The following is a 15,216-nucleotide window of genomic DNA, read 5'->3' as shown; positions in this document are numbered from 1 at the left end:
TCACCCCTTCGCCGATTGGTATCGCAACCATCGTGTCGGGAAGTGATCCGCTGTCGCAACCGTGACAGAAATCGCTGGACTTCCCACCGCGTTCCTTGACCAGCGGGCTGCCGTCGACGGCTAGCCCGCGCTCACTTGGCGCTTAACGGGCTCAGCGGCCGATCATTTCCGCATCAGCGTGGACTTGCCGAACAGCGATTCAACCAGGTCCACCGCCACCAGCGCGGTCTTGTTGCGGACGTCCAGCGCGGGGTTCAGCTCCATGATGTCCAGCGAGCCCAGACGGCCCGTGTCCGCGATCATCTCCATGCACAACTGCGCCTCGCGGTAGGTCGGACCGCCGGGGATGGTGGTGCCGACGCCGGGCGCGACGTCCGGGTCCAGGAAGTCCACGTCGAAGCTCACATGCAGGTGGGTGTTGGCGTCCATCGTCGCCAGCGCCAGCTCCATCGTGTGGCGCATGCCCATCTCGTCGATGTAGCGCATGTCGAAGACCTCCAGGCCGACCTCGTGGACGAAGCGCTTCTCGCCCGGGTCCACGCTGCGGATGCCGATCTGGCGGATCCACTTCGGGTCGATCGCGGGCACCTTGCCGCCGATCTCGATCAGCTGCTGCGGGCCGTAGCCGCACAGGCAGGCCACCGGCATGCCGTGGATGTTGCCGCTGGGCGTGAGCTGGCTGGTGTTGAAGTCGGCATGGGCGTCCAGCCACAGCACGCGCAGCTTCTTGCCGGTGTCGCGGCAGTGGCGCGCGACCGCCGAGATTGAGCCCAGCCCCAGGCAATGGTCACCGCCCAGCAGGATGGACATGCGCCCGGCGCTCAGCTCGGCGTGCACGGCGTCGTGCACGGCCTGGTTCCAGTGGGTGACCTCGTCCAGATGGCGGTAGCCCTCGGTCGGGGGCAGCCAGGGATTGGAAGGGCCGACCAGGTTGCCGCAGTCCTTGACCTCGACGCCGTGCGCCTGCAGCGCCTCGGCCAGGCCGGCCACCCGCAGGGCCTCCGGCCCCATGCTGGCGCCCCGGGCGCCGGCCCCCACGTCGGTGGGGGCGCCGATCAGGCTCACGTGTCGTGCTGCGGTCATGGTCGAACCTCTCTGGTCTTGGGAATGCGGATCGCCCGGCGGGGCGGGGGTCAGGTCGAGTCGCCAGTGGCGCCGTTCTGTGCGCTGTGCTTGGCGCCGTTCGCGGCACCGTTCGGCGCGCCGTGGCCGCTGCCGTTGCCGTTCGGGGCCGCGCCGATGTCGTATTCCTTCATCAGCAGCGCCCAGGCCTCGTCGGCGGTCTCGACGTAATGGAAGAGCTGCTCGTCGCCCGGGCTGATCATCCCGGTGTCGATCAGCAGCTCGAAGTCGATCAGGCGCGACCAGAAGTCGCGTCCGAACAGCAGGATGGGACGGCGGCGGCACTTGCCGGTCTGGATCAGCGTCAGCGTCTCGAAGAGCTCGTCCAGCGTGCCGTAGCCGCCGGGGAAGGCCGCCAGCGCCACCGACCGGATCAGGAAGTGCATCTTGCGCAGCCCGAAGTAGTGGAAGCGGAAGCACAGCTCCGGGGTGATGTACTGGTTGGGCCGCTGCTCGTGGGGCAGCACGATGTTCAGCCCGATGCTGCGGCCGCCGGCCTCGTGCGCGCCGCGGTTGCCCGCTTCCATGATGCCGGGGCCGCCGCCGGTGACGACGTACAGCGGATGGGCGAAGTCCTTGGTGTGCTCGGTGATCAGCCGCGCGAACTTGCGGGCTTCCTCGTAATAGCCGCTCATCACCAGGCGGCGCTCGGCGCGTTGCAGCGCCGCGTCGTCCTTGGCGGCGCGCGCGGCGTCCACCGCCGCCTGCGCGGATTCCCGGTCGGCGATGCGCGCGCTGCCGAAGATCACCACCGTCGACTGGATGTCGAGCTCCTGCTGCACCAGCTCCGGCTTGAGCAGCTCCAGCTGCATGCGCACCGGGCGCAGCTCGGGCCGCACCAGGAAGTCGGTGTCGGTGAACGCGAGGCGGTAGGCGCTGGGCGGATTGGCGTCGAACGCGGCGTCGAAGGCGTCCTGCTGCGCGGCTTCCTCCTGGGCGCTGGGGAAGTTGCGGGCGGTGAGCTTGTCGGTACTGATCATGGTCGGATGGCCCCGAACTCTAGGGGCGTTGGCACTTAATTTCTGTTCGTCTCATTGCGCGCGGCGGGGAGAGAACGGCGGTTTGTTGCGTGATCGGCCGCAGGGTGGGCTCAGCGGGCTCGGCAGGCTCAGCGGTCGCCGCAGCACGGGCAGCGCGGATCGCGGGCGACCTGCAGGTCGGTCCACTCCATGCGGCGCGCGTCCAGCATCAGCAGCCGCCCCGGCAGCGTGGAGCCCATGCCCGTGACCAGCTTGAGCGCCTCGGCCGCCTGCATGCTGCCGACGATGCCCACCAGCGGCGCGAACACCCCCATCACCGCGCAGCGCTGCTCCTCGGGCGGCTGGTCCGCGGGGAAGAGGCAGGCGTAGCAGGGGAAGCGGCGCTCGCGGCTGTCGTAGACGCTGAGCTGCGCGTCGAATCCCAGCGCCGCGCCCGACACCAGCGGCTTGCCGTGCCGCACGCAGGCCGCGTTGACGAGGTGGCGCGTGGGGAAGTTGTCGGTGCAGTCCAGCACGACGTCGGCCTGCGGCACCAGCGTGTCCAGCAGCGCCGCGTCGGCGCGCTCGGTCACGGCGTGGACGCGCGGCTCGGGATTGATCGCGGCGATGCCCGCGGCGGCCGAGACGGCCTTGGGCTCGCCCACGCGCGCCAGGCTGTGCGCGATCTGTCGCTGCAGGTTGGTGACGTCGACCTGGTCGTGGTCCACCAGCGTGATGCGGCCCACGCCGGCGGTGCCCAGGAACAACGCGGCGGGCGACCCGAGTCCGCCCGCGCCGATCACCAGCGCGTGGGCGTCCAGCAGCCGCTGCTGGCCCTCGACGCCGATGTCGTCCAGCAGGATGTGGCGCGAGTAGCGCAGCAGCTGATCGTCATCCATGGCTCACTCCGGCTGCGTGTCGTCGTTGGTCTGCGGCTGGCGCAGGCCGACCTGCAGCGGCAGCTTCAGCACGTTCTTGCCGCGCTGCACCTCGATCACGGTCTGGCTCTCGGGCTTGAGCCCGGCCACCACGTTGACCAGCTCGCGCGGCGTGCGCACGGCCTGGCCGGCGACCTCGGTGACCACGTCCCCGGCCTCCAGCCCGGCCTTGGCGGCGGGGCTGGCCTTGAACACCTCCTTGACCAGCACGCCGTGATCGACGGCGAGCTTGAGCGTGTCGACGACCTCGGGGTTGATGTCCCCGGTGATCACGCCCAGCCAGCCGCGCGAGACCTTGCCGTCCTTCACCAGCGCTTCCAGCACCTGATAGGCGGCGTCCACCGGAATGGCGAAGCCGATGCCCAGGCTGCCGCCGCCGGTGCGCGAGTAGATCGCGGTGTTGATGCCCACCAGCCGCCCCTGCACGTCCACGAGCGCGCCGCCGGAGTTGCCGGGGTTGATCGCGGCGTCGGTCTGGATGAAGTTCTCGAAGGTGCTCAGGCCGAGCTGCGTGCGCCCGAGCGCGCTGACGATGCCCGAGGTCACCGTCTGTCCGACGTTGAACGGGTTGCCGATCGCCAGCACGACATCGCCGACCTGCAGCTCGCCGGCCTTGCCCGGATGGATCACCGGCAGCGGGCCTTCCAGCGCGATGCGCAGCACCGCGAGGTCGGTCTCCGGATCGGTGCCCACCAGCCGCGCGGCGATGTCGCGCCCGTCGGCGAGTTGGACACGGATCTCGGTCGCACCGGCCACCACATGGTTGTTGGTCAGCACGTAGCCTTCGGGCGAGACGATCACGCCCGAGCCCAGGCCCGTCTGCGGGCGCGGCGCCTGCTGCGGGCCGCGCTTGCCGAAGTGGAAGCGCAGCCAGGGGTCGGCGTCGATCTCGCGCTGGCTGGGCGCGGGCTTGTTGGCCAGCACCGCCACGACCGCGGGCGAGGCCGCCTGGGCCGCCGCGGCGAAGCTGAACTGCACGGCCGCGCGCGGCGGGGCGCCGGCAGCGGCAGGCAGCGTGGGCAAGACCCGAGGGGCCTCGTGCAGCCATTGCGGCTTGAGCGTGGCCACGACGAAGTAGGCGGCCAGCGCCACGGTGGTGGCCTGGGAGAAAATCAGCCAGGTTTGACGCAAGGGAGATCCTGTCATGGCACATCGCACGGAGCTGGAGCGGCTGCTCGCCGCCACACTGGAGCCCACGCGGTTCAAGGATTATGGGCCGAACGGTCTGCAGGTCGAGGGCCGCGACACGATCCGGCAACTGGTGTGCGGGGTCACCGCCAGCCTCGCGCTGATCGACGCCGCCATCGAGAGCGGCGCCGACGCCATCCTGGTCCACCACGGCCTGTTCTGGCGCGGCCAGGACGGGCGCGTGACCGGCTGGATGAAGCAGCGCCTGTCGCGCCTGCTCACGCACGAGATCAACCTCTTCGCCTATCACCTGCCGCTGGACGCGCACCCCGAACTCGGCAACAACGCGCAACTGGCGAAACACCTGGGCTGGGCCGCCGATGGCCGCTTCGGCGAGCAGGACCTGGGCTTCATCGGCGACCTGCCGGCCGCGCTGGGCACGATCGAATCGCTGGGCGCACACGTCGAGGACCGGCTCGGCCGCGCGACGGTGCGAGCCGCGGGCGACGGGCGGCCGCTCAAGCGCGTGGCCTGGTGCACCGGCGGCGCGCAGGGCTACTTCGAGGCCGCGATCGCCGCCGGCGCCGACGTGTTCATCACCGGCGAGATCTCCGAACCGCAGGCGCATTACGCGGCCGAGACCGGCGTGGCCTTCATCGCCGCTGGCCACCATGCGACCGAGCGCTACGGCGTGCAGGCGCTGGGCCGTCAGGTCGGCGAGCAGCTCGGCCTGCAGGTCCGCTTCATCGACATTCCCAATCCCGCCTGAGCACGATGTCCCCGATGACTCCGATGTCCCCGACGTTCCCGGCGTCCACATCACCTGACCTTTCGGCTGCCTCGCGTCCGCTCCTCGTGACCATGGGCGACCCCTGCGGCATCGGTCCCGAGATCGCCGTGAGCGCCTGGGCCCGCGATCGCGGCGCGGACCTGCGGCTCGTGGGCGATCCTGAGGTCTTCCGCCGCGCGCTGCGTGTCATGGGCCTGGACCTGCCCGTGGCGGTGCTCGAGCGCAGCGACGATCTGGCGCCGCCTGATGCCTTGCCGGTCTGGGTGCCCGCCGATCTGCCTGAGGCGCTGGCGGCGCTGCCGATGGGGCAGATCCACGCGCAGGCCGGCCTGGCCGCGGCGCGCTGCATCGTCGCGGCGGTGCATGAGCAGCAGGCGGGGCGATCGCGCGCGCTGGTGACCGCGCCCATCCACAAGGAAGCGCTGCACGCGGCCGGGGTCGACCATCCGGGCCACACCGAGTTGCTGCAGGCGCTGTGCGCGGACGCGCAGGGCCGGCTGCCGCCGGTGCGGATGATGCTGGCCAACGAGGAGCTGCGGGTCGTGCTCGTGACCATCCACGTCGCGTTGCGCGAGGCGGTCGACCAGATCACGACGGGCCGGGTCCTGCAGACGATCCGGATCGCCGATGCGGCCTTGCGGCGCGCGGGCCTGGCCGCGCCGCGGATCGCCGTGGCGGGCCTGAACCCGCACGCGGGCGAGGGCGGGCTGTTCGGCGTCGAGGAGATCGAGCACATCGCGCCCGCCATCGCGCAGGCACGCGAGCTGGGCATCGATGCCAGTGGTCCCTACGCGCCGGACACCGTCTTCATGCGGGCGCGCCATGCGCCGCCGCGTCATCCGGGCGAGTTCGACGTGGTCGTGGCGATGACGCACGACCAGGGGCTGATCCCGGTGAAGTACCTGGGCGTGGAGGAGGGCGTCAACGTGACGCTGGGGCTGCCGCTGGTGCGCACCAGTCCCGATCACGGCACCGCGTTCGACATCGCGGGCACCGGGCGGGCCGATCCGGCCAGCATGTTGGCGGCCGTCCGGATGGCGCGGGTGCTGGCGAGCTAGGAATCAGGCGGGTCGCTCGTGCCCCGGGGCTGTGGGGCTGCCATGGCCGCTGGCCCTCACCCCTCCCGCTCCCGGAAGCGGGCGAGGGGGAAGGCTCAGGCCTTGGCGCCCAGCGCCGCCAACTGCTGACGCGCGCGCGCGGTGGCGCGCTCCAGCAGGTGGGCGTGCTCGTAGGCCCGCAGCCGGCCGGCCTCGCAGAGCTTGTGCAGCATCCGCGCGGTCATCGTCAGCGTCTCCTGATGCTTGGTGCCGTGCGTGAAGATGAAGAAGCTGCGCGTGGCGCTGATGTGGGCCAGCCGCACCTTGATCCAGTCGCCGTCGCGGTGCATGCGGTAGGCGGTGCCGATCTGCAGATGGTCGATGAGCAGCTCGCCGGCCGTCGGAGACGGCGCTTCCTCGGCCGCGGGCAGTCCGTCGATGCTGATGTCCACGGCCTGCAGCGGCTGCTGCTCCTCGGCGCTCAGGTCGATGTCGACCTGGCCGTCCCAGTCGACGTGCTCCTCCTCGACCAGGCCCAGCCGCTTGGCCTCCTCGTCGGAGAGCTTCTCGGTCAGGTCCAGGTCCAGCGGCGCGGCGCCCGGCGCATTGGGCGCGGGCAGGTCCTGCTCGCGCGGCGGGGCCATGCCGAACACCGATTCCAGCTGCTTGGCCAGCAGGTTGTACTCGAGCGGGCTCAAGGCCTGACCCTTGAGCGACTCGGCATGCGCGGGCAGCAGCTCGGCGAAGAACTTCTTGCGGTCGGGCTCGGGCCAGCGGATCAGGTCCAGGCCTTCGTTGAGCGTGCGCATCAGCACCGGCAGCGACGCCAGGAAGCCCTGGCGCTGCTGCGGCGTGGTCTTGGGCTGCACCGACAGCACCAGGTCGCGGCCCATCTGACGCAGCCGCTCGACCAGTCCCGCGTCCAGGTCCGGATGGCGCGACGCGTGCACGAGCACCTCGCTCCAGGTCTGGGTCAGGAAGTCGCGCAGGAAATCGCGCATGTCCACGTTGGCCATCGCCTGCTGCAGCTGCTGCATGTAGCGGCGCTGCAGACGGAGCTCGGTCTCCTTGCGCTCGAGCAGCGCGGCGGCGTCGCCCTGCGATTTCAGCGTCTGCGCGGTCTGCTCGGAGATGAACTGCTCGAGCTGGTCCAGCTTGGACTCGTACAGGTCCATCCGGTCGAAATCGCCGCTGACGACGTCCTGGACCAGCTCGCGCACCAGCGCGAGGTAGGACTTGCCGGGATCCTCGGTGAAGTCGTCGTAGGCCGCGGCCAGCGTCGCGATGCGGTTGACCAGCCGGCGCACCGGATGCCGGCGCGAGGAGAAGAAGGAACGGTCACCCAGCGCGGCGCGCAGCACCGGCAGCTGCAGCCGGGCGATCTGCTGCGCCATCAGCGGGGGCAGCTTGGCGTCGGCGAGGATCTGGTCGAACAGGCCGGCGACGACGTCGATGACCATGTGGTCCAGCGAGCCGGTCGCGGCCTGCCGCAGCTCGTCACGGTGCAGATGGATCAGGTTGGGCGGGAGCGCGATCGCGCCGCCCTCGACGTAGGAGCCATCGGTCTCCCAGCCCTGCCACTGGCTGTTGACCGGGAAACCGCCGCCAGCGCCGCCACCACCACCGCCGCCGGCCGGGCTCTGGGCCAGCCGGCGCATCAGGTCCATCAACTGGGGATCGACGGTCCCGCCGCCGAAGCCGCCGAGGGCGCCTCCGTGACCGCCGCCATGACCGCCGACCATGCCGCCGCCGGTGCTCGCGTAGCCGCCGTGACCGCTGCCGTGGAAGCCACCGGCCACGCTGTGCAGCGCCCCGGAGCGGCTGCCGTGCACGCTGTGCAGCGCGCCCGGCATCGTGGCGTAGCGGCTGTCATGCAGCGGCACGCCCGAGGTCGTGCCGCCGTGGGAGGCGCCGCCGCGGGCCCCGCCGGCGCCGCCGGTGGCCCGCACGCGCAGGTCCTGCGGCCGCAGGCCGCGGCTGCGGAACAGGCCGGCGATGTCGGCGTAGCAGGCGCGCATCTCCAGCGCCAGCGCGCGGGTCAGCTCGTCGGTGAGGAGCTGGCGGGTGTCGGCGTCGTCGGTGACGGCGTTGACCGACTCGATCAGCGCCTGGGCGATCGCCTGCGGGCGCAGCGGGTGGCGGTCCTCGGCGATGCCGGGGATGTCGCCCATGTAGGAATTGACCTCGCGCAGCTCCCACTCGCTCTGGTGGCCCAGCGCCAACCCGATGCGGTCGGTCGCGACCATGGTGTTCACCTGGTCGTCGTCCATCAGCGAGAGCTCGTCCCACTGGGTCGCCTTGGGCGCGGATCTTGCCGACGGGGCCGTGGCTCCGCCCGCCGACGGCGCCTCGGCGGCCTGCTGGCGCATGGACTGGTCGAAGCGCTGCGAGAACAGCGCCTGGTGCTTGCGGAACAGGAATTGCGCGGACAGCAGCGCATCTCGCCGCTTGGCCTGCCCGGAGGACAGTGCGGCGAGACCCAGACCTTCAGCGCCGCGCTCGGCGGCTTGTTCCGCCGCCAGGCGCACGCGTTGCAGCGCCGCGTCGACGTGGGGATTCAGACGGTTCATCGAAGCATGGAGCACGATGTGGTGACAGCACCACATGACAAGTATCGGCGATGGCCATCCCTCGTCCGGGTGGGACCCACCCGACGTGTGCGCAAAAGATGACGAAAGATCCGACCTTTACGCTTTGTCACGCTTCAGCGCGTCGCGAATCTCGCGCAGCAGCTGGATGTCCTCGGGCGTCGCCGCGGGCTCGGCCGGCGCGGCAGGGGTGTCGCGCTTCAGGCGGTTCACCTGCTTCACCATGATGAAGATGATGAAGGCCAGGATCACGAAATTGAGGAGCACGGTCAGGAAGCTGCCGTAGGCGAACAGCGGCACGCCGGCCTTGGTCAGGGCCTCGTAGGTCATCGGCCCGGTGTAGTTGGACGGCGGGTCGGCCAGCTTGATGAAGTAGTTGCTGAAGTCCAGCCCCCCCACCGCGCGACCCACGATCGGCATGATCAGGTCCTTGACCACCGAGTCGACGATCTTGCCGAAGGCGGCGCCGATGATCACCCCCACCGCCAGGTCCATGACGTTGCCCTTGACGGCGAACTCGCGGAATTCGGTCAGAAAACCCATCGCATGCTCCTTGTGCTCCACGTGTGCGAAGGCGCCCACTACCAAGCGCTTTCCCGGGGGCGTGTTCGGCCTCCGGGCAAGCATCCTAGCGGCGTTTGCGCCACGACAAATGTCAACGTGGTGCATCGATGCACATCGGTAGAGCGCCTAGGGGCAGGTCTGAACTTTCTTACCTAGAATCTTCGGTTGCCCCCTGATCAGAAGTTCCCTGTAAGGACCCTCATGAGTGACCCACAAGTGGACCAAGGCAAGCGCACCTGGCTCATCGCCACGGGATGCGCGGGAGCAGTAGGCGGCGTGGCCACCGCCGTCCCGTTCGTCAGTACCTTCAATCCCAGCGAGCGCGCCAAGGCCGCCGGGGCCGCCGTCGAGGTGGATATCGGCAACCTGTCGCCCGGTCAGAAGCTGACCGTCGAATGGCGCGGCAAGCCGGTCTGGATCGTCCGCCGGACCAAGGAGCAGCTCGATGCGCTCCCGGGCAACGATGCCGAGCTGGCCGATCCCAAGTCGGACCGCAAGGCCTTCCCCATTCCCGAGTACGCCAAGAACGAGTGGCGCTCGCTCAAACCCGAGTACCTGGTGGTCGTGGGCATCTGCAGCCACCTGGGCTGCTCGCCGAGCGACAAGTTCCAGACCGGGCCGCAGCCCTCGCTGCCCGACAACTGGCATGGCGGCTTCCTGTGCCCCTGCCACGGCTCGACCTTCGACATGGCCGGCCGCGTGTTCAAGAACAAGCCCGCGCCCGACAACCTTGAGGTGCCCCCCTACCAGTTCCTGTCGGACACCAAGCTGTTGATCGGTGAGGACAAGAAGGCTTAACCCGGAGCGAGATCCACGACATGGCTGAATTCAAGGAAGCACCCGCCGGCGCTCCGATGGGCGTCCGGCTGATGACCTGGGTGGACAACCGGTTCCCCGCATCCAAGCTCTACAAGGAGCACATGTCGGAGTACTACGCTCCGAAGAACTTCAATTGGTGGTACATCTTCGGATCGCTGGCGCTGCTGGTGCTGGTGATCCAGATCGTCACCGGCATCTTCCTGGTGATGCACTACAAGCCCGACTCGACGCTGGCCTTCGCGTCGGTCGAGTACATCATGCGTGATGTGCCCTGGGGCTGGCTGATCCGGTACATGCACTCGACGGGCGCCTCGGCGTTCTTCGTCGTGGTCTACCTGCACATGTTCAGAGGCCTGCTGTACGGCTCGTACCGCAAGCCGCGCGAGCTGGTGTGGATCTTCGGCTGCGCGATCTTCCTGTGCCTGATGGCCGAGGCCTTCATGGGCTACCTGCTGCCCTGGGGCCAGATGTCGTACTGGGGCGCGCAGGTGATCGTGAACCTGTTCGCCGCCGTGCCCTTCGTGGGCAACGACCTGGCGCTGCTGATCCGCGGCGACTACGTCGTCGGCGACGCGACGCTGAACCGCTTCTTCAGCTTCCACGTGATCGCGGTGCCGCTGGTGCTGCTGGGCCTGGTGGTGGCGCACATCATCGCGCTGCACGAAGTGGGGTCCAACAACCCGGACGGCGTGGAGATCAAGGCGAAGAAGGGCGCCGACGGCCATCCGCTGGACGGCATCCCGTTCCATCCGTATTACACGGTGCACGACATCTTCGGCGTCGGCCTCTTCCTGATGGCCTTCTCCGCGATCATCTTCTTCGCGCCGGAACTGGGTGGCTACTTCCTGGAGTACAACAACTTCATCCCGGCCGACCCGCTGAAGACGCCGCCGCACATCGCGCCGGTCTGGTACTTCACGCCGTTCTACTCGATGCTGCGCGCCACCACCGACGTGATGGTGCAGGTGCTGTGCGGCGTGATCGCGATCTCCGCGATCATCACGCTCCTCAGAGGCGGGTTGTCGACGCTGGGCAAGGGCATCGTGGTCGTGGGCGCGGTGGTCGGCATCGCGCTGCTGCTGACCTTCGACGCGAAGTTCTGGGGCGTCGTCGTCATGGGCGGCGCGGTCATCATCCTGTTCTTCCTGCCCTGGCTGGACCACAGCCCGGTCAAGTCGATCCGTTACCGGCCGGACTGGCACAAGTACCTCTACGGCATCTTCGTGGCGCTGTTCCTGGTGCTGGGCTACCTGGGCGTGAAGCCGCCGTCGGACGCGGGAACGATCGTGTCGCAGATCGGCACGCTGTACTACTTCGGCTTCTTCCTGCTGATGCCGTGGTGGAGCAAGGCCGGCCAGTTCAAGCCGGTGCCCGATCGCGTCACCTTCCACCCGCACTGAACCGCCAACGTCACGGAGTCGAACGAATGAAGAGAATCATCGCCACGCTGCTGACGTCGCTGTGCCTGGGCGCGGGTCTGACGTCGACGGCGCTCGCGTCGGAAGGCGGGATCGAGTGGGACCGCTTCCCGACGCACAAGATGAACGACCTGGCCGCGCTTCAGAACGGCGCCAAGATCTTCGTCAACTACTGCCTGAACTGCCATAGCGCGAATTTCATGCGCTACAACCGGCTCAAGGACATCGGCCTGACCGAGGAGCAGATCAAGGGCAACCTGCTGTTCGCCTCGGAGAAGGTGGGCGAGACGATGAAGGTCTCGCTGGACCCGAAACAGGCCAAGGACTGGTTCGGCGCAACCCCGCCGGACCTCACCGTCATCGCCCGTTCGCGGGCCGATGGCGCCAAGGGAACAGGGGCGGATTACCTGTATACCTACTTGAGAAAGTACTACCGCGACGAAACCAAGGCCACGGGATGGAATAATCTCGCCTTCCCCAGCGTGGCCATGCCACATGTGCTGTGGGAACTCCAGGGCGTCCGCACCGCCAAGTTCGAGGAACAAAAAGACCCGCATGACCCGAGCAAGGTCACGCATGTCTTCAAGGACTTCGTCCAGGTGACGCCCGGGACGATGACACCGCAGCAGTACGACGAGTCCGTCGCCGATCTGGTCGCCTACCTTCAATGGATGGGCGAGCCGGCGCAAGGACAGCGTTTCCGGCTCGGCATCATCGTGGTGCTGTTCCTGCTGGGGTTCACCGTGTTCGCCTGGCGCTTGAATGCCTCCTATTGGAAGGACATCAAGTAAGAACCGATGGCTCGGCCGAGGCCGGGTCCTCAAGCGCAGTGGGGCGCCGAACAGGCTCCCACTGCGTTGTCGTTTGTTTGTTCGGTCTTTGACCGCGCCAGCGTTTCGCTGGTGTTGTTTGTAGAAAACGAGGAAGCCGAGAGGCTTTCGATCAGGAGTCCACTGCCATGATGGTGCTTTATTCCGGAACCACTTGCCCCTACTCGCACCGTTGCCGGTTCGTGCTGTTCGAGAAGGGCATGGACTTCGAGATCCGTGACGTCGACCTGTTCGCCAAGCCCGAAGACATCGCGCTGATGAACCCGTACAACGAGGTCCCCATCCTCGTGGAACGCGACCTGATCCTGTACGAGTCGCACATCATCAACGAGTACATCGACGAGCGCTTCCCGCATCCGCAGCTGATGCCCGGCGACCCGGTGGCCCGCGCCCGCGTGCGCCTGTTCCTGTTCAACTTCGAGAAGGAACTGTTCGCCCACGTCAATGTGCTGGAGAACCGCGGCCAATCGGTCAAGCCGACCGAGAAGCAACTGGAGAAGGCCCGTTCGCAGATCCGTGACCGCCTGACGCAGCTGGCCCCGATCTTCCTGAAGAACAAGTACATGCTGGGCGACGATTTCTCGATGCTGGACGTCGCGATCGCCCCGCTGCTGTGGCGCCTGGACTATTACGGCATCGACATGTCCAAGAACGCGGTGCCGCTGCTGAAGTACGCGGAGCGAATCTTCTCGCGTCCGGCCTACATCGAGGCGCTGACCCCGTCCGAGAAGGTGATGCGCAAGTAATACACTGCCCCGCCATGGATGACAGCAAGGACGGCGGCGGTCTCGCCGCCAGCTCGACGCGGCCGTATCTGATCCGCGCCCTGCACGAGTGGTGCACCGACAACGGCTTCACGCCTTACATCGCCGTGCACGTCGATCGCATGGTGCAGGTGCCGCTCGAGTACGTGAGCAACAACGAGATCGTGCTGAACGTCGGTTTCGACGCGACCAGCAACCTGGACCTCGGCAATGAACTGATCCAGTTCAAGGCCCGGTTCGGCGGGGTCGCGCGCGAGATCATCGTGCCGGTCGATCACGTCGTGGCGATCTACGCGCGGGAGAACGGGCAGGGCATGGCCTTCCCGCCGCCGACGCCGGAGGAAACGAACGCGCTGCGCAGCGCGCCCGCTCCGGCGAACGCGCCGCGCGGCCTGCGTCTGGCCTCGGACGGCAACGCGCCGGCCCCGGCGCCGACCGAGCCGAGCAAGCCCGATCCGGCGTCCGCGCCGCCCACGTCGACGTCTCCGGACGACGACGATCCGGGCGCGGGCCCCTCGGGCGGGCGTCCGGCGCTGAAGCGGATCAAGTGACCTGGCGATGTCCGGGAAAGTGACCCGGATCTGCGTCTAGAATGCAGCCCGCGCCGCCTCTCAGCGGCGCAACGTTTTCCGTGTGCCGGCTTAGCTCAGTTGGTAGAGCAACCGCCTTGTAAGCGGTAGGTCATCAGTTCGAATCCGATAGCCGGCACCACCGAATCCCTCGAAGCCCCGTCTTGCCCTCACCGGCGAGCCGGGGCTTCGGTCTTTTCGCGCTTGCTCAGCGCCACGGCGCCGAGGCGCCGAGCCGTCGAATCGCCGCCGCTTCCCCCCAAAGGAGGTGTCGCCCCGCTTGACAGATGCGTGAACAAAATCGCGTAACCAGACGTACGTCATTGATTTGAAAGAAGAATCCCTGTTGGCATAGGGTTTGCTCTAGCCGCCCCCGTGTTCAACACGCCGGTCTCCCTTTCAAGCCGGCATTCACGGGAGTGTTCATGAAGAGCTTGTTCCGTCGCGGCTTCGCCGCTCTGGCCGCCGTCGCCGCCCTGGGCGCGACCGCCGTCTCGCACGCAGCCCCGACCAATTTCTCGTTCGACGGCAGCTTCACGCAGTCCAACGACGTCCAGACCTTCACCTTCACGGCCAACGGCTCGTCGTCGGTGCGCCTGATCACCTACAGCTACGCTGGCGGCACGCAGAGCAATGGCAACGTCGTGGCCGCGGGCGGTTTCGATCCGATCCTGGCGCTGTTCGACGCGACCGGCCAGCGCGTCGGCGAGAACGATGACGCCACGAGCAGCTCCTGCGGCGGCTTCAGCGTGCCGACCGACGCCGTCAGCGGCCGTGCCTGGGACACTTGCCTGGACCTGACGCTGAGCGCTGGCGTGTACACGGTGTCGGTGATGCAGTTCGACAACTTCTCGGTCGGCCCCAACCTGTCGAATGGTTTCCGCCACGACGGCAACCCGAACTTCCTCGTCGGCCAGTGCGCCAACGGCGTGTTTTGCGACAACGCCGGCTTCAGCCGCACGTCGCTGTGGGCGTTCGACATCCTGAACGTCGAGGGCGCGCAGCAGAACGACGTGCCGGAGCCGGGCTCGCTCGCGCTGGCCGCGATCGCGCTGGCCGGCCTGGGCGGCGCGCGCCGCCTGCGTCGCAAGGCCTGACCCCGGGCGGCTCACGGGCCGCGTCGGAAGAGTCAGAAAAGCGAAGGGACCGCCTCGGCGGTCCCTTGTTCCATTGGAGGCGGGCTCGGCGCGTCGCTCAGGACTGCCGCACCCGGATCCGCAGTTCGCCCTCGAGCAGCAGGCCCTCCTCGCGCAGCAGCCGCAGCAGCGTGGGCTGCAGGTGGCGGAGCTTGGCGGCGATGGCGGCGTTGTCCGCCACCAGCGTCCAGCCCTGTTCGTCGAGGGTGCCCGCCTGCACGAAGCGCTTCATCGCCCCGGGCAGCGCCACGCTGACCGCGGCGAGATGCCGTTGCGACAGCGCCAGCTGCTGACCCAGCCGCGCGAGCATCCCGTGCTGCGACATCGCCCGTCCGAAATCCAGCGGATCGGGCGTCTCGGGCTTGGCGCGGGGGGGCAGGTAGCGGGGCGGCATGGCCGGCCAGTGTAGTCCCGGCGCTGGAAAACCCGGAGTCCGACGGCGATCCGGCCCTCAGCCCGCCGACAGGTCGGACGAGGCCCCGGTGCTAAACTCCGCCGGTTTTTTTCCGCGCTGACGCTTGCAAACCGAGGCTGACGTCCTCACTTGCACCGCT

The 15,216-nt window shown here is 68.3% G+C and carries 15 protein-coding genes and 1 tRNA gene; 9 read left to right on the top strand and 7 right to left on the bottom strand.

Features of this window, described 5'->3' with window-relative positions:
* Positions 1-162 precede the first annotated feature (162 nt).
* From rocF to ACNI65_RS16660, 4 genes are all read right to left on the bottom strand, one after another.
* Positions 163-1,083, bottom strand: a complete 921-nt coding sequence (gene rocF / locus ACNI65_RS16675) for an arginase (protein WP_416758081.1) — start codon at positions 1,081-1,083, stop codon at positions 163-165.
* 50 nt (positions 1,084-1,133) lie between these two features.
* Positions 1,134-2,102 (bottom strand): LOG family protein, encoded by a 969-nt coding sequence (locus tag ACNI65_RS16670; protein WP_416758080.1) that lies wholly within the window; start codon positions 2,100-2,102, stop codon positions 1,134-1,136.
* Positions 2,103-2,230: 128 nt separating this feature from the next.
* On the bottom strand, positions 2,231-2,980 hold the full coding sequence (locus tag ACNI65_RS16665; RefSeq protein WP_416758079.1) for a HesA/MoeB/ThiF family protein: 750 nt from the start codon (positions 2,978-2,980) through the stop codon (positions 2,231-2,233).
* Between the two features lie 3 nt (positions 2,981-2,983).
* Complete coding sequence (locus ACNI65_RS16660) at positions 2,984-4,150, bottom strand: trypsin-like peptidase domain-containing protein (protein ID WP_416758078.1); 1,167 nt, start codon at positions 4,148-4,150, stop codon at positions 2,984-2,986.
* A gap of 13 nt (positions 4,151-4,163) precedes the next feature.
* On the opposite strand from ACNI65_RS16660, the gene ACNI65_RS16655 reads away from it, so the two are divergent.
* Positions 4,164-4,916 (top strand): Nif3-like dinuclear metal center hexameric protein, encoded by a 753-nt coding sequence (locus tag ACNI65_RS16655; RefSeq protein WP_416758077.1) that lies wholly within the window; start codon positions 4,164-4,166, stop codon positions 4,914-4,916.
* A gap of 92 nt (positions 4,917-5,008) precedes the next feature.
* Complete coding sequence (gene pdxA, locus ACNI65_RS16650; protein ID WP_416758076.1) at positions 5,009-5,995, top strand: 4-hydroxythreonine-4-phosphate dehydrogenase PdxA; 987 nt, start codon at positions 5,009-5,011, stop codon at positions 5,993-5,995.
* A 95-nt stretch (positions 5,996-6,090) separates the two neighbouring features.
* Here pdxA and ACNI65_RS16645 read toward each other — a convergent pair whose 3' ends face one another.
* Both ACNI65_RS16645 and mscL read right to left on the bottom strand, forming a co-directional pair.
* Positions 6,091-8,544, bottom strand: coding sequence for a DUF1631 family protein (locus tag ACNI65_RS16645; RefSeq protein WP_416758074.1), 2,454 nt, complete (start codon positions 8,542-8,544; stop codon positions 6,091-6,093).
* Positions 8,545-8,661: 117 nt separating this feature from the next.
* Positions 8,662-9,105 (bottom strand): large conductance mechanosensitive channel protein MscL, encoded by a 444-nt coding sequence (mscL, locus tag ACNI65_RS16640; RefSeq protein ID WP_416758073.1) that lies wholly within the window; start codon positions 9,103-9,105, stop codon positions 8,662-8,664.
* Between the two features lie 222 nt (positions 9,106-9,327).
* Here mscL and petA point away from each other — a divergent pair, with 222 nt between their 5' ends.
* From petA to ACNI65_RS16605, 7 genes are all read left to right on the top strand, one after another.
* Positions 9,328-9,924, top strand: coding sequence for a ubiquinol-cytochrome c reductase iron-sulfur subunit (gene petA, locus ACNI65_RS16635; protein WP_416758071.1), 597 nt, complete (start codon positions 9,328-9,330; stop codon positions 9,922-9,924).
* A 20-nt stretch (positions 9,925-9,944) separates the two neighbouring features.
* Positions 9,945-11,345 carry a cytochrome b gene (locus ACNI65_RS16630; protein WP_416758069.1) on the top strand — a complete coding sequence of 467 codons (1,401 nt, stop codon included), beginning with the start codon at positions 9,945-9,947 and terminating at the stop codon, positions 11,343-11,345.
* A gap of 26 nt (positions 11,346-11,371) precedes the next feature.
* Complete coding sequence (locus ACNI65_RS16625) at positions 11,372-12,154, top strand: cytochrome c1 (protein WP_416758067.1); 783 nt, start codon at positions 11,372-11,374, stop codon at positions 12,152-12,154.
* A gap of 167 nt (positions 12,155-12,321) precedes the next feature.
* Positions 12,322-12,939, top strand: a complete 618-nt coding sequence (locus ACNI65_RS16620) for a glutathione S-transferase N-terminal domain-containing protein (RefSeq protein ID WP_091721758.1) — start codon at positions 12,322-12,324, stop codon at positions 12,937-12,939.
* A gap of 14 nt (positions 12,940-12,953) precedes the next feature.
* On the top strand, positions 12,954-13,508 hold the full coding sequence (locus tag ACNI65_RS16615; protein ID WP_416758066.1) for a ClpXP protease specificity-enhancing factor: 555 nt from the start codon (positions 12,954-12,956) through the stop codon (positions 13,506-13,508).
* 84 nt (positions 13,509-13,592) lie between these two features.
* Positions 13,593-13,668, top strand: a tRNA-Thr gene (locus ACNI65_RS16610).
* Positions 13,669-13,951: 283 nt separating this feature from the next.
* Positions 13,952-14,623 (top strand): DVUA0089 family protein, encoded by a 672-nt coding sequence (locus ACNI65_RS16605; protein ID WP_416758065.1) that lies wholly within the window; start codon positions 13,952-13,954, stop codon positions 14,621-14,623.
* Positions 14,624-14,720: 97 nt separating this feature from the next.
* Here ACNI65_RS16605 and ACNI65_RS16600 read toward each other — a convergent pair whose 3' ends face one another.
* Positions 14,721-15,056 carry a hypothetical protein gene (locus ACNI65_RS16600; RefSeq protein ID WP_416758063.1) on the bottom strand — a complete coding sequence of 112 codons (336 nt, stop codon included), beginning with the start codon at positions 15,054-15,056 and terminating at the stop codon, positions 14,721-14,723.
* Positions 15,057-15,216 lie beyond the last annotated feature (160 nt).

The organism is Roseateles sp. So40a, assembly GCF_048081605.1.
Taxonomy (GTDB): domain Bacteria; phylum Pseudomonadota; class Gammaproteobacteria; order Burkholderiales; family Burkholderiaceae_C; genus Roseateles.
The sequence above is the reverse complement of the archived record's forward strand: the minus strand, read 5'-3'. Positions and strand labels throughout refer to the sequence as shown.

Coding starts and splice junctions, on each gene's coding strand:
- ACNI65_RS16665 (WP_416758079.1), bottom strand. CDS start 2,980: ATGGATGACGATCAGCTGCTGCGCTACTCGCGCCACATCCTGCTGGAC.
- ACNI65_RS16625 (WP_416758067.1), top strand. CDS start 11,372: ATGAAGAGAATCATCGCCACGCTGCTGACGTCGCTGTGCCTGGGCGCG.
- ACNI65_RS16655 (WP_416758077.1), top strand. CDS start 4,164: ATGGCACATCGCACGGAGCTGGAGCGGCTGCTCGCCGCCACACTGGAG.
- ACNI65_RS16600 (WP_416758063.1), bottom strand. CDS start 15,056: ATGCCGCCCCGCTACCTGCCCCCCCGCGCCAAGCCCGAGACGCCCGAT.
- ACNI65_RS16605 (WP_416758065.1), top strand. CDS start 13,952: ATGAAGAGCTTGTTCCGTCGCGGCTTCGCCGCTCTGGCCGCCGTCGCC.
- petA (WP_416758071.1), top strand. CDS start 9,328: ATGAGTGACCCACAAGTGGACCAAGGCAAGCGCACCTGGCTCATCGCC.
- ACNI65_RS16630 (WP_416758069.1), top strand. CDS start 9,945: ATGGCTGAATTCAAGGAAGCACCCGCCGGCGCTCCGATGGGCGTCCGG.
- mscL (WP_416758073.1), bottom strand. CDS start 9,105: ATGGGTTTTCTGACCGAATTCCGCGAGTTCGCCGTCAAGGGCAACGTC.
- rocF (WP_416758081.1), bottom strand. CDS start 1,083: ATGACCGCAGCACGACACGTGAGCCTGATCGGCGCCCCCACCGACGTG.
- ACNI65_RS16670 (WP_416758080.1), bottom strand. CDS start 2,102: ATGATCAGTACCGACAAGCTCACCGCCCGCAACTTCCCCAGCGCCCAG.
- ACNI65_RS16615 (WP_416758066.1), top strand. CDS start 12,954: ATGGATGACAGCAAGGACGGCGGCGGTCTCGCCGCCAGCTCGACGCGG.
- pdxA (WP_416758076.1), top strand. CDS start 5,009: ATGGGCGACCCCTGCGGCATCGGTCCCGAGATCGCCGTGAGCGCCTGG.
- ACNI65_RS16645 (WP_416758074.1), bottom strand. CDS start 8,544: ATGAACCGTCTGAATCCCCACGTCGACGCGGCGCTGCAACGCGTGCGC.
- ACNI65_RS16620 (WP_091721758.1), top strand. CDS start 12,322: ATGATGGTGCTTTATTCCGGAACCACTTGCCCCTACTCGCACCGTTGC.